The sequence below is a fragment of the Ruegeria sp. C9 genome, from assembly GCF_056537585.1.
The window spans coordinates 688,590-701,974 of the sequence record NZ_JBQFRU010000001.1 but is presented as its reverse complement, the minus strand read 5'-3'; the positions used below and the strand labels follow the sequence as shown (position 1 = coordinate 701,974).

At 56.0% G+C, this 13,385-nt stretch carries 13 protein-coding genes; 6 read left to right on the top strand and 7 right to left on the bottom strand.

Annotation, left to right across the window (positions count from 1 at the left end):
* Positions 1-367: 367 nt before the first annotated feature.
* From ACR0NE_RS03160 to ACR0NE_RS03145, 4 genes are read left to right on the top strand one after another with little or no spacing between them, the layout of a single operon-like run.
* Entirely contained in the window at positions 368-1,492 is a 1,125-nt protein-coding gene (locus tag ACR0NE_RS03160) for an ABC transporter permease (RefSeq protein WP_170422810.1), read from the top strand.
* 1 nt (position 1,493) lies between these two features.
* Positions 1,494-2,309, top strand: coding sequence for an ABC transporter ATP-binding protein (locus tag ACR0NE_RS03155; protein ID WP_170394521.1), 816 nt, complete (start codon positions 1,494-1,496; stop codon positions 2,307-2,309).
* A 5-nt stretch (positions 2,310-2,314) separates the two neighbouring features.
* Positions 2,315-3,631, top strand: a complete 1,317-nt coding sequence (locus ACR0NE_RS03150; RefSeq protein ID WP_170394518.1) for an MlaD family protein — start codon at positions 2,315-2,317, stop codon at positions 3,629-3,631.
* Entirely contained in the window at positions 3,628-4,284 is a 657-nt protein-coding gene (locus ACR0NE_RS03145; RefSeq protein ID WP_170596158.1) for an ABC-type transport auxiliary lipoprotein family protein, read from the top strand. Before ACR0NE_RS03150 ends, ACR0NE_RS03145 begins: the two co-directional genes overlap by 4 nt.
* 6 nt (positions 4,285-4,290) lie before the next feature.
* Here the strand turns inward: ACR0NE_RS03145 and ACR0NE_RS03140 are convergent, their stop codons facing one another.
* Entirely contained in the window at positions 4,291-5,871 is a 1,581-nt protein-coding gene (locus ACR0NE_RS03140) for an FMN-binding glutamate synthase family protein (protein WP_170596160.1), read from the bottom strand.
* Positions 5,872-6,087: 216 nt separating this feature from the next.
* Between ACR0NE_RS03140 and ACR0NE_RS03135 the strand changes: the two genes are divergently transcribed.
* Together ACR0NE_RS03135 and ACR0NE_RS03130 are read left to right on the top strand one after the other, a co-directional pair.
* Complete coding sequence (locus ACR0NE_RS03135; protein ID WP_480459525.1) at positions 6,088-6,495, top strand: fluoride efflux transporter FluC; 408 nt, start codon at positions 6,088-6,090, stop codon at positions 6,493-6,495.
* Positions 6,492-6,854 carry a fluoride efflux transporter FluC gene (locus ACR0NE_RS03130; protein WP_170465759.1) on the top strand — a complete coding sequence of 121 codons (363 nt, stop codon included), beginning with the start codon at positions 6,492-6,494 and terminating at the stop codon, positions 6,852-6,854. The genes ACR0NE_RS03135 and ACR0NE_RS03130 overlap by 4 nt, the downstream gene beginning before the upstream one ends.
* Here ACR0NE_RS03130 and ACR0NE_RS03125 read toward each other — a convergent pair.
* From ACR0NE_RS03125 to ACR0NE_RS03100, 6 genes are read right to left on the bottom strand one after another with little or no spacing between them, the layout of a single operon-like run.
* Positions 6,851-8,368: a DHA2 family efflux MFS transporter permease subunit gene (locus ACR0NE_RS03125; RefSeq protein WP_170596162.1), complete on the bottom strand. Its 1,518-nt coding sequence runs from the start codon at positions 8,366-8,368 to the stop codon at positions 6,851-6,853. The genes ACR0NE_RS03130 and ACR0NE_RS03125 overlap by 4 nt on opposite strands.
* Positions 8,365-9,342, bottom strand: a complete 978-nt coding sequence (locus ACR0NE_RS03120) for an HlyD family secretion protein (RefSeq protein WP_170596164.1) — start codon at positions 9,340-9,342, stop codon at positions 8,365-8,367. Before ACR0NE_RS03120 ends, ACR0NE_RS03125 begins: the two co-directional genes overlap by 4 nt.
* 35 nt (positions 9,343-9,377) lie before the next feature.
* A complete protein-coding gene (locus ACR0NE_RS03115) occupies positions 9,378-9,704 on the bottom strand; it encodes a cytochrome o ubiquinol oxidase subunit IV (RefSeq protein WP_480459523.1) in 327 nt (108 codons plus the stop codon).
* Positions 9,697-10,329, bottom strand: coding sequence for a cytochrome c oxidase subunit 3 (locus tag ACR0NE_RS03110; protein ID WP_170394501.1), 633 nt, complete (start codon positions 10,327-10,329; stop codon positions 9,697-9,699). The genes ACR0NE_RS03115 and ACR0NE_RS03110 overlap by 8 nt, the downstream gene beginning before the upstream one ends.
* Positions 10,326-12,416 (bottom strand): cbb3-type cytochrome c oxidase subunit I, encoded by a 2,091-nt coding sequence (locus tag ACR0NE_RS03105; RefSeq protein WP_170596166.1) that lies wholly within the window; start codon positions 12,414-12,416, stop codon positions 10,326-10,328. The genes ACR0NE_RS03110 and ACR0NE_RS03105 overlap by 4 nt, the downstream gene beginning before the upstream one ends.
* Positions 12,413-13,375, bottom strand: coding sequence for a cytochrome ubiquinol oxidase subunit II family protein (locus ACR0NE_RS03100; RefSeq protein WP_170596168.1), 963 nt, complete (start codon positions 13,373-13,375; stop codon positions 12,413-12,415). The genes ACR0NE_RS03105 and ACR0NE_RS03100 overlap by 4 nt, the downstream gene beginning before the upstream one ends.
* Positions 13,376-13,385: the final 10 nt, after the last annotated feature.

Here is a 13,385-nt window from a genome sequence, read left to right as displayed (position 1 = left end):
CATTTGAGGCAAAAGCCGGAGACAAGGTGAAGAAGCGCCCAATTGGCCCACTTGCTGCCCGACCAAGCCGCCTGTTCGAACACACAACCGCAACAGGAAAACTTCGGCCTCACGATACCTTACAAAGGACATTTGTCTATAATTATCTGAATATTAATAGTTCTGCTTGTCCGCCCTCATTCAGAACACCCCGACTGAGCCTGCGCCACAATGCAAACACGCGAAACGCATGGCTCGCCCGCTCTGCCTGCTCCAGAACCGGAACCATGGGCTTCACTGTCGCTCTACCGCAATGCGCGGGTGCAAAATCCTGAGGGGTTCGAACAAATCCATTGCAGCAACCCGGTGTTTGCCATCACATACCGCTATGACACGGCCGACGATTATTTCCGAGACCAGCGCAACCGGCGTTTGTATCCGCCTTGCCGGAGATCTGCGCACTCAATCGTTGGATCGTGTCGAAGCGGGTTTTGCTGCCCAAAAGCCCAACGGCCAAGATGTCATTGTGGACATGTCACAGGTGGAATCGCTGGATACCGGAGGGGCCTGGCTAGTCGCCAATCTGGTGCAGCGGATGGGAAGCGAGGGCGCTCAGGTCCAGCTCGAAGGGTTGGCCCCTGCGCATTCGTCATTGATCGAAACAGTATCGCACAACATATCCGAGGTTACAGGAGAAGAACTGCCGCCGCATGGCTTTGTGAATTGGGTTGCCCGGATTGGGCAAAAAACTTTTGGCGCCTGGCAGGACACATTATCAATCATCGGCTTTCTTGGCCTTACTCTGCATCGATTGGTCCGGACTCTGATCATGCCATGGCGACTGCGTCGTGCTGCCTTGGTGTCACAGATGGAGCAAGTCGGCTTCAAGGCGCTGCCGATTGTGTCCTTGATGGGTTTCCTGATCGGCGTCGTTCTGGCCTTTCAGGGCGCGACGCAGTTGAAACAGTTCGGGGCTGAGATCTTTGTTGTCGAATTGATCTCCATCTCGATCCTGCGTGAGCTTGGTATCCTGCTGACAGCGATCATCGTCGCTGGTCGCTCCGGTTCGGCTTTTACGGCTTCGATTGGCTCGATGAAGGTGCAGGAAGAGATTGATGCGATGCGCACCCTGGGGTTGGATCCGATTGAAGTTCTGGTCATTCCCCGTGTTCTGGCGCTGTTGATCATGTTGCCCATTCTTGGCTTTGTTGCCGATATGGCTGGCCTGATCGGCGGAGCGTTGATGAGTTGGATCGACCTCGGTGTCAGCCCCGGCATGTTCCTGACCCGGTTGAAGGAAAATACCGGCGTCGCACAGCTTGCCGTCGGGATGATCAAGGCACCGTTCTTTGCACTGGTGATCGGTGTCATTGCCTGCTGGCAGGCTATGCAGGTCAAAGGTTCATCCGAAAGCGTTGGTCAGCGGACGACGGCCTCGGTCGTGCAATCGATCTTTATGGTCATCGCCATCGACGCCCTGTTTTCGATCTTCTTCTCAGAGTTGGGGATCTGACATGGATGGAGCCGCGCTTCAGGACAAGCCCCAATCCGACACGAAACGCGAGGCCGTTATTCGTGTGCGCAATTTAACCAACCAGTTCGGCGAGCAAGTGGTCCACGACAACCTCAACCTCGATGTCTGGCGCGGTGAAGTGCTGGGTGTTGTCGGTGGATCGGGCACTGGGAAGTCCGTGCTTTTGCGTACGATCGTCGGGCTGAACAAGCCCAAGTCGGGAAGTATTGAGGTTCTTGGCGTCGATGTTCTTAATGGCCCCGAAGAAGAACGTCAGCGGATCGAAAGAAGCTGGGGCGTGGCATTTCAGGACGGTGCGCTGTTTTCCTCACTGACTGTATTGCAGAACGTGATGGCGCCTCTGCGCGAGCACACGGGTATCAGTGAAAAATTGATGGCCGCACTAGGTGGGCTGAAGATCAGTCTCGTTGGCTTGCCTCAACTAAGTTGCAGCAAGTTCCCCTCGGAACTGTCCGGTGGAATGCGCAAACGCGCTGCGTTGGCCCGCGCCCTGTCGCTGGACCCCGAAATCGTTTTTCTGGACGAACCAACTGCCGGGTTGGACCCGATCGGGGCCGCCGCATATGATGAACTGATCGGGGAACTTCAGCACACGTTGGGGCTGACCGTGTTCATGGTAACGCATGATCTGGACAGCCTTTATGCCATATGTGATCGCGTCGCGGTACTTGCGGAAAAACGCGTGCTGGTTGAAGGTCCGATAGAAGAGATGACCAAGGTCGACCATCCTTGGGTTCAGGAATATTTCACAGGCCCCCGCGCCCGTGCGGCACAACAGAAGGGGCAGGACAGGTAGAGGCGATGGAGACCCGAGCGAATTACATCCTGATCGGTGCGTTCACCCTGGCGGGCATCCTTGGTGCCTTCGGGTTCTTTCTGTGGCTCGCCAAATTCGAAGTGACCCGGCAATACGCCTATTATGATGTGTTGTTCGACAATGTCTCGGGCCTGTCGGCTGCAGGTGGCGTAAATTACAACGGCTTGCCCGTGGGTCAGGTGGTTTCCTTGGACTTGGACAAAGATGACCCGTCAAAGGTGCGAGTGCGGCTTGAGGTTGATGCCGACATCCCTGTTACCAAAGAAACCATCGCACAGTTGCAATCTCTGGGTGTGACAGGGGTTGCTTATGTTGAGCTTTCCGGCGGGTCCCCAACCGCAGAAAGGCTGGCCCAGAATAGTGTCATCCCAAGCAAGCGCAGTTCGATTCAATCCTTGCTTGAGGGTGCGCCAGAGGTTCTGGAAAAGGCGGTCACCCTGTTGGAGAACCTCAATTCGGTTGTTGATGACAAAAACCGAAAGGCGGTGTCGGATATCCTGAACAATCTGGCAGAAGCGTCGGGCAAGCTGGATAAAACTCTGACGGATTTCCAGTCGCTCTCGTCCGATTTGGGCGGTGCGGCCAAAGACGTTGGAGAATTTACCAAGAGACTGGATACGTTGGCGAATACGGCCGAGACGACGTTGAGCACAGGAACGGACACGCTGAAGAGCATCAAAGAGACCTCAGAATCCGCCAAAACAACGCTAGAGACTGCAAATAACGCCATTGCCAGTGCTGAAAGCGTGATTCAGGAAGATATCCGGCCCTTTATCGAACGCGGGTCAATCCTGGCCGAAAGGCTGACTCGGCTGTCAGATGAAGGCAGCGTTACGCTTGAAGTAATCAGCGAGACTGTTCTGAATGCAAACACCACCCTTGAGTCGGTTACATCGACTATGGATTCAGCCAAAGGGGCGCTCGATTCAGCAGAGAGGGCGTTTGACTCGGCAAACCGGGTGATGGACGAGGATATCTCACCTGTCGCTGAAGATGTGAGTAAGGCGGCTAATCAGGTTGCGGAAACCGTCTCGAATATCACCGAAAAGATTGACAAGATTTCCGACGATGTTCTCAGCGCCTCCCAATCGGCGTCGGATCTGCTGGGAACCATCGACGGGATCGTTCAGGACAACCGCCGTCAGGTTTCGGACTTCTTGCGCGTTGGGTTGCCTCAGTTCATCCGGTTCATCGAGGAATCACAGCGTCTGGTCATCAGTCTGGATAGATTGGTCGACAAGGTCGAACGCGACCCGGCCCGCTTTTTGTTAGGCACCCAAGCATCGGAGTTTCGTCAATGATACGGCCCTTAATATTGACTCTGGTTTTGGCCGCTTTGACGGGCTGCACGGGCTTGGGCACGCTGCGGCAGGCTTCTAAGCCCAATGATTTGTATTTGCTGACACCCAAAAGCACGTTCTCGTCATCGCTGCCGCGTATCCAAAAACAGATCGTTGTCGAAGAGCCCACAGCGACGGCGGCCGTGAACACCGATCAGATCGCCGTGCAGCCCACCTTGCTTCAGGTTCAGTATCTGCCGCGGGCCCGATGGGTGGATCGCGCGCCGTTAATTGTGCAGGCGCTGATGGTAGAAAGTTACGAAAATTCCGGCAAGGTCGCGGCCGTAGGACGTTCGACCGTTGGCCTGAGAGCGGACTATGTGATCGCGCCTGATCTGCGCGAATTTCAGGGCATCGTCATCAGCGAAACCGAAGACACGAAGACGGTCCGCGTAGAAGTGCGCATCAATATCAAGATTATCGATGAGTATGAGGACAAGATCATCGCTTCAAGCTCATTCCAGGAAGCAGTGCTGGCGACCAGCGATAAAACACCCGAACTGGTTGAGGCCTTTGATATCGCCTTGGGCAAGACAATGCGGGATGCCGTGGAATGGAGCATCCGCAAAATCCATACGCATACGCTCAATAACCCGCGATCAACACCTAGCTAGCGGTCACTAGAACTGGCTCGCTGAGGCGACTTCCCAGTCAGCGGCGAACTCTTCAGGGATGGTCTTGCCCAACAGAGAGCCGTCATCCAGAAAGCTGTATAGCTCGGCATAAGACCGCTCTCGTTCATCCGCATTTCGGCGCCGGATGTCAGCAGGGCGCAGGTCGGAAACTTTTGCTTTGCCCATAGCCCCTAATATCTCGCGGAAGCTTTCAAGCGTCGCGTCATGAAACCGATGCACGCGCTGTCGTTTCTGTGGCACATTCACCGCCCGCCCACGGATCGGATCTTGCGTTGCCACCCCCGAAGGGCACCTGTTGGTGTTGCAATGCAGCGCCTGAATGCACCCCACCGCAAACATCATTGCCCGCGCCGCGTTACACATATCCGCACCCAGAGCAAATTTCTCGACCATATCAAATCCGGTGGCCACTTTGCCCGAACAGATCACCCGAACCTTGTCGCGGACTCCAATACCGCGCAGGCAGTTGTTCACAAAGATCAGCGCCTCGTTAAGCGGCATCCCCAATCGGTTGGTAAACTCGACCGGGGCAGCGCCAGTGCCCCCTTCCGCGCCGTCCACCGTGATGAAGTCAGGCAGAATCTCAGTTTCCAACATCGCTTTGCAAATCGCCATAAACTCGGATCGACGACCGATGCACAGTTTGAAGCCTACGGGCTTGCCACCTGACATCTCTCGCAGATGCTGAACGAAATGCATCAATCCAGTCGGTCCATCAAAAGCCGAATGAATAGGTGGGGAAATCACATCCTGATGTACTGGAACCCCACGAATCTCGGCGATTTCTTCATCCACCTTTGCCGCCGGTAGGACCCCGCCATGAGACGGCTTCGCCCCTTGCGATAGTTTGATCTCGATCGCCTTGACGACGTCTTTCTTGGCCTTTTCGGCAAACAGGTCCTTATCGAACCCACCTTCAGGCGTGCGGCATCCAAAATATCCTGTTCCGATTTGCCAGATGATGTCTCCACCTTCTGCCAGATGGTGGGGGGACAGTCCGCCTTCGCCCGTGTTATGCGCAAAACCCCCATCTTTTGCACCGCCATTCAAAGCACGGATTGCGTTGGCGCTGAGTGCACCGAAACTCATTGCTGATACGTTCAGACGCGACGCATTGTAGGGTTTGTCGCACTGAGGGCCGCCCAGTATCACCCGTTCTTCGCTCTCTTCAACGTGCTTGGGGGATAGCGAGTGATCAGCGCGGTGATAACCTACCGTCATGATATCGTACTGAGTGCCAAACGCCTGAGTATCCACCTGCCCCTTGGCGCGGGAATAGACCAGACTGCGGATAATCCGATTATAGGGCCGCCCGCTCTCATTGGTTTCAACGAAATACTGCCGGATTTCAGGGCTGACAAACTCCAACATATATCGGAAGTGACCCAGTACCGGGTAGTTGTTCAGCACATTATGCTTTGTTGTCAGCATATCGTAGAGACCGACAACCGCATAGGGGATCAGTATGATCAGCAACCAGTGGGCGGGTGGCCAGAAAAAACCCCAAAGCAAAGTCAAAGGCAAGCAGACATAGCTGAGGAAATAGTAAAGCCTGCGAACAATCATTTCCTATCTCCCTGAGTAGCGCTGTGACAGCGTGACCTTGAATGGACATTGGGTCCATGACCCTGCTCTTCATCCAGAACGTGGAACAAATTGACCTGTTTGCGCAAGCCCTTGCTAATCAAACAAAGATAACGGTTGGGTTAGCGAGGCCGGTTGAACCAAGCAAAAGCAGCCTGTATGCAAAATGAAACGCTGGTCAGAGCAGGATCAACCGCAGTGTCGAAAACAGCGCCTGCATTCGGGCATCGCGCCCTGATGTATACAGCCGTCTTTGTGGGGGGTGCTGCAGGGTCGTTGCTGCGCGAGCTATTTTCGCTGGAGATCCCCGGCGCTCCGTTCCTGACCGCGACTTTCGGCATCAATGTTGCGGCCTGTTTCGTTCTAGGTTGGCTCTATGCCATTCGAAATCGTGTCCACGCCCACGTCCTGCATCTAGGGGCCGTCGGATTTTGCGGTGGGCTATCGACGTTTTCCTCATTCGTTGCCGAGCTGGAAAGACTGGCAGAAACCGGGAATTGGTTTGTGGTTATCGCCGTAAGCGCGGAGATCGCATTTGGTCTTACGGCGGCGGTTCTTGGGGAAGCGCTGGGTCGGCGGCATCATTCCCGGGAAACATCGGAATGACGACCTTGTATCTGCATGCCATGTTCGCATTGGGCGGAGGATTGGGGGCTGTACTGCGGCATTGGCTGGCACTTCGGGTGACGCATGATCTGCCGTACTCGACCCTGATCGTGAATGTTCTGGGCAGCCTTCTGCTGGGTCTATGGATTGGTTATCTGGGTGGCTCTGCAGAAATGGGCGAAGAGGAAAAACGCCTTGTATTCGGGTTTTGCGGCGGCTTCACCACATTCTCAAGCTTCGCCTATCAATCGCTGCAATTGCACCGTGAACGGACGATCGTATTTGCCGCCGGGAACATCGCTCTCAGCCTCGCATTGTGCTGGTTCGCGCTATGGCTGGGCCTTGTTCTGACGCGCTAGTGAACGGGTGCTGCAGCCCTTTGGTCGGGCCTGGGCGCGCGGCAGAAGAACAACAGTGGGATCGTGGCCAACGCCAGCAGTCCAAGATTGTTGAATACAGTAAGGTACGAGATCATCTCGGCCTGCCGTGCGATCTCTTGCCCCAGAATGGCGGCGCCCTGAGCGCTATCGGGTGTCAGCCCCAGCGGCGCAAGATAAGCCTGTGCAGCAGGATTGTAGGGTGTCACATTCTGGCTGAGCACTGCCGTATTGGTTTGCAGGCCTCGCACGACCCAAGTCCCCACTAATGAAATACCTACCGAAGAGCCAAGCTGCCTGGTGACGTTGAATAGGCCCGAGGCCTCATCCTGCCTTGATTTACTGATGCTCTCGAATGCCAGAATAGACATCGGCACAAACACCAGCCCCATCCCCAGACCACTGACAAAGCCCGGCCAAGCCAGTTGCCAGAAACCGGCGTCGAGGTTGAGCGTGCCTAACATGAAATTCCCCAGTGCTGTCAACAGCATCCCCAACCCGGCTAAAACTCGTGGATCAAACCGGGTGACCAGTACGGCCCCGGTCAGCACCATCGATGCACCTGCGGCGATCCCGCGCGGTATGAACAAATGACCGGATTCGATCACGGGGTAATCGAGCAGGCTTTGCACAAAGGTTGGCAGTATGGCGATCCCGCCAAACAATGAGATCGCGAACCCCGCTATCACTAGGTTGCACAGGGCAAAGTTGCGATCCGCAAAAAGGCGCAAATCAACGACAGAATGCCGGGATGTCAGAGAATGGACGATGAACCCCAGCGCCCCAAGAACCGAAGCGATCAGCGCCAGCTGTATCATCCTCGATGACAGCCAGTCCTTGGTCTCACCTTGGTCAAGAATGAATTGAAGGCATCCAATGCCAACTGCCAGCAGCGCCAGGCCTTTCCAGTCGATGCGCACCTCTTCGGTTTTGTCGTCCGGCAACTCGCCCGCCAAAAGCAGCAGGGCCATGGCAGCGACCGGAAGGTTGACGAAAAACACCATTCGCCACGAAAAATACTCTGTCAGGACTGCGCCTACAGTTGGGCCCAACACTGGTGCGACCACCACGCCCAAGCCAAAGACCGCCATGGCCTGCCCCCGTTTTTCGCGCGGAAAGGCATCAAACAGGATGGACTGCGACAACGGGATCAGGAACGCGCCGAACATCCCCTGCGCCAGGCGGAACGCGACGATAGTCTGAAGACTCCATGACAGGCCGCACATGACAGACATTGTGGCAAAACCCGTGACCGCAGTCAGGATCAGCCTGCGCCGCCCGACCCGACGCGCGACAAACCCGGTCAGCGGCATGACCACAACGGCTGAGACGATATAGCTGGTTAAGATCCATGTCGCCTGATCGGTTGTGGCCCCAAAAGCCGCCTGAATATGCGGCAACGCAACATTGACGATGGTACTGTCCAGAACTTCGAGAATAGCACTGAGCACGACGGCCACGACAATCACGCGATTGATATGGCCGGCATCAGTCATTGGCTGGTTCCGGTTGTATCCACCGTAACTTTGCTGCTGCCTCCTACACGCAGCGGAGCATCAGTTGGATCAAGCTCAATCCGCACCGGGAAACGACGAGTGACCTTAACCCAGTTGCCGCTGGAGTTTTCGGACGGCAACAACGAAAACGTATCGCCCGAGCCTCGACCGATCGACGCAACCTTTCCGGTCAGGGTCGTGTCTGGAAGCATATCCACCTGCACTGTGACCGGCTGACCGGGTCGGATGCGTGGCAGTGATGTTTCCTTGAAATTTGCATCGACCCACCAGTCAGACGACTCGACAATGGAAAATTGCGGCGCATTGGCCGAGACAGACGACCCTGGCCGCAGCGTCAGATTTACGATCCAGCCATCGGCCGCGGCATAGACCTTGGTCCAGACAAGATCGGCCTGCGCGATTTCCAACGCAGCCTGCGAGGACAACACATTGTCCTGCCGGGCCGCGAGGCCACTTTGCAACGCAGAAAGCTCGGACCGGCTGGTGGTCAACCGGGCCGAAGCCTGTGCGAATTCGGACGTAGTTTGGTCCAGCGAGGCCTGCGCGAGGTCCCCGTCCGAAAACAAAGCTCGGGCGCGTTCAAGATTGCTCTGAGCGGTTTCGTAGAACGAGTTGGCGCTTTCGACAGCGGCCTGTGCAGCGGTGATCTGGTTCGAGAAGGAGTCAGCCTGCTGAATGGCACTGTCCAGATTAGCTTTGGCCTGATCGACCGAGGCTTGGAACTGTGTCGGATCAATCGAGAACAGCAAATCGCCTGCATTGACCGGCTGGTTTTCGACCACCGCAACGTCTGAAACCTGCCCGGTCACCTGTGCGGCCACATAGATGATATTCGCGCCGATATAGGCGTCTTTTGTTGACGGATACCGCTCTTCATGCCGCCAGAAAAGGAACAATCCAACAGCAATCGTGACCAGGATCCCTGCGGCGGCAATTGCCTTGAATGACTTCATAAGCAGCTTCCTTTTTGGTGCCTAAGCGAGCGACCTCACATCACCTGCATATGCATGCGCATGGCCAGATTGCCCAGAATCCAAACTGTCCCGCCGATGATAATCAGCAGAACAAGTGTCGAGAACAGAACCAGGTCCAGATCCTCTCGGCTGCTGCGGCGGCGGTCGATGTGTAGAAAATAGATCAGTTGAACAACCAGTTGTGCCAACCCCAGAAGGCCTATGGTCATATAGACGCTTGGTGTTTCAATACCGAAATGATAGGCGATCACAAATACCACCAGCGTGAGCAGCAGTGACCCACCATAGCCAATCACGTAACGCCGCCGTTCGCGGTGATGCATCTCGGATCGTTTATCCATAGGCCAGCCCTCCGAAATACACGATGGTTATTATGCCGATCCAGATAAGATCGAGGAAATGCCAGAATAGCGCCAACCGCACCATACGCGACATCAGCAGATCGGTCAGCCCGAACATACGCAGCTGAATACCCAGCACGATTAGCCACAGACACCCGGCTGCAACATGCAAGCCGTGGAGCGGTACGAGACCATAGAAGGCCGACAAAAACCCGCTACGCTGTGGGATACCGCCTTGGGCTGCCATGTTCATGAAATCACGGATTTCCAAAACCAGAAAACTGAGCCCCAGCAACAGAGTCACTCCGAACCACAGCACGATCCGTGCCCGAGGCAGGTTGTATTTCAGCGCCAACATCGCCAACCCGACGGTCAAACTGCTGGTCAGCAGAATGAGAGTCTGGGCAAAGATGCTTTTCAGGTCGAACAGCTCATGCGGGCCTGGACCGCCGGCCTGCGCGTCTATCATGGTGATATAGATCGCGAACATCAGGCCGAAATAGACCAGATCGCTCATCAGGAAGACCCAGAAGCCGAAAGTGACGACCTCGGTCGCCTTGTGGGCGCTGGCGTGGTCCTCGCCGAGGTTTATCCCCGGATAGCTGTGCTTGGGTGCGCGCCTCATGTCACGGCCCCCATATCCGGGCGGGCGAGGCCGCGATTTTCCGGTGTACTTTCATGATCGCGATCCACAGCGGCGGTGCTGTGGACCAGCGCCAACCACGCCTCGTGTTCTTTGCAGACCTCTTCGGCGGGGATGATGACCTCGGTGCTGGTGTCGAAACTCCAGATGATAATGGCGAGGATCATCGCGATGGTCATCAGTGCTGCCAGCCACCAGATCCACCAGACCAGAGAGAACATCCAGATGCCACTGAGCACGCAGAGGATAAACCCGATGCCGGTGTTGCGCGGCATCTCGATATCTTCGTAGGCCGCGGGTGCAGGATAGGCTTGTCCGCGCTCCTTAGCTGCAGCAAAGTCATCGCGGTCACTAACCTGCGGAATAATAGCGAAGTTGTAGGGCGGCGGCGGAGACGGGATCGACCATTCCAGCGTGCGCCCGTCCCAAGGATCACCGATCGGTGCGCGGGTCTGTTCTCGGTCGCGTATACTGACCCACAATTGGACCAGGATCGAAAGCAACCCGCAAGTAATCACCAGCGATCCTATGGCGGCGGTGATCATGTAGGGGTGAAAGCTGGGATCCTCCCAACTGAACGACCGGCGGGGCATGCCCATCAGACCAACGAAGTAGAGCGGCATGAAGGTCAGCAGAAACCCAACCGTCCAGCAGAAAACCGAAACGCGGCCCCAGAACTCGTTTAGACGGAACCCAAAGGCCTTGGGGAACCAGTAGTTATAGCCGGCGAGCAACCCGAACAGCACACCGGGTAGCAACGCGTTGTGGAAATGCGCAACCAGAAACAGCGTATTATGGACCTGATAGTCGACGGTTGGATTGGCAAGAACCACTCCGCTGAGGCCGCCGATGACGAACAACATCAAGAACGCAAGGCCATAAAGCATCGGGACCGAGAATCGAATGCGCCCACGGTACAGAGTCGCCATCCAGTCATAGACCTTAACCCCGGTCGGAATGGCGATCAGCATCGTGGCAATCCCGAACACCGCGTTGATCAGAGCGCTTTGCCCCATGGTGAAGAAATGATGCAACCAAACCGTGAAGGACATGACCGCAATCGACATTGTTGCGATGACCAGTGAGTTGTAACCATAGAGACGCTTGGCCGAAAAGGTGGCAAAGACCTCGGAATAGATGCCGTAGGCGGGCAGGACCAGCAGGTAGACCTCGGGGTGACCGAACAGCCAGAACAGGTTGGCATAGTTCATCATGTTGCCGCCAAGGTCATTGGTGAAGAAGTGAAAATCCAGATAGCGATCCGCGGCCAGCAGCAGCGCGGCAACGCCTAGGGGCGGCATAGCAAAGATGATCAGGATCGAGCTGCAAATGATCGTCCAGCAATACATGGGCAACCGCATGAACTTCATCCCCGGCGCACGCAGCTTGTAGATCGTGACGGCAAAGTTGATGCCAGTCAGTGTTGTGCCCACGCCAGAGACCACGATGGCCCAGATCCAATAATCCGGCCCAACGCCAGGATTGAACGCGGCCCCGGTATAGGGCGGATAGGCGGTCCAACCACCTGTTGAGAATTCGCCCACCACCAGCGAGACCATCAGCATCAGCCCGGCCGAGACGGTCAGACCAAGCCCGATCTGGTTCATCACCGGAAAGGCCACGTCGCGCGCGCCTATCATGAGCGGAATTATGTAATTAGCGACGCCAAAGACAAAAGGTACCGCGACGAAGAACACCATTATGGTGCCATGAGTGCTAAACAGTTCCGCGAAATGCTCGGGTTCCAGAAATCCGTCCCCCGGTCCCGCCGCCTGTTGGGCCCGCATCACCACGCCTTCCAGGACGCCCCGCGCCAGCATGACGATGGCGAAGACAATGTACATGATGCCGATCTTCTTGTGATCAGCGCTGGTCAGCCAATCGCGCCAGAGCGGCCCCCACAACCGGAACCACGTCAGGATGCCAATCACTACCACTACGCCCACGATCACAATAGCAGCAGCAGCGTTTGCAATGATCTCATTTGCGCCAGGATACTGGATCAGTCCAGCGATGGGAAAGGCATCCCAGCTCAGGCGACCGAAGAAACCGGTCTCGGCATTTGTCATTGGCTTGCCTCCTGCCCGTATTCAGCCGTTCCGGGTTGCTGATCCAACTGCAGAGGCTCTCCGCTGTGATAACGACGCAGGATCGAATGGAACAGGTCGCCCTCTTCCAGCGTGAAATAAAGCGCATTCAGCGGCATGAGTTCGGTGCCCAATGCCGCCTGTACCTCATCCCGATCCGTACGCATCGCCAACGTCCGATAGGTGCCTTCGGTCAACGGTATGCCATGCGCTTTAACACTGGCGACCCATGCCTGAAAATCCTCGGGCTGCATCGCTTGCGCCAGGAATTTCTGCTTTGTGAATCCTCGGCCATTATACTGTGTGTTCTCGCCTTGCATCGTTTCAGGCGAGTCTGCCACCAGGTGTAGCCGAGTCGTCATCCCCGGCATGGCATAGATTTGCCCTGCCAGCGCCGGGATCATGAACGACTGCATCACCGTGTCTGTGGTCAGCGTCATCGCAACTTGCTGTTTGATCGGTATGCCCAGTTCTCCCACCGTTGCGATGCCATGATCTGGATAGATGAACAGCCATTTCCAATCGAGGCCAACCACCTGCACATTTAGGGCAGGCTCTTTTCCAAAAGGGGCCGAATAAGGGTCAAGACGATGTGTCGCTTTCCAGAGATAGAAAGACAGGATCATCACGATCACGACCGGGACGCCCCACATCACAAATTCAAGCTTCGCCGAAAAATCCCAATGCGGCGTGTATGCAGCATTTCCACCCTTACGTCGGCGATAACGCAGGGCAATCAGCGGCACCAGAGCCAGAACCGGTATCACGGCGATCAGGATAAGAGCCGTCGCGCGCAAAAGGTGTGTCTTTTGCACCGCTGCAATCGGGCCTTGGGGGTCCATGAAGCTATCACTCGCCCCGGCAGCCTCAGCCGTCAACAACAGAGCAACAAAGATCACCAAGGCTGGCACAGCGACTGAATGTATCCGAGACAAGGTCACACCTGATGAT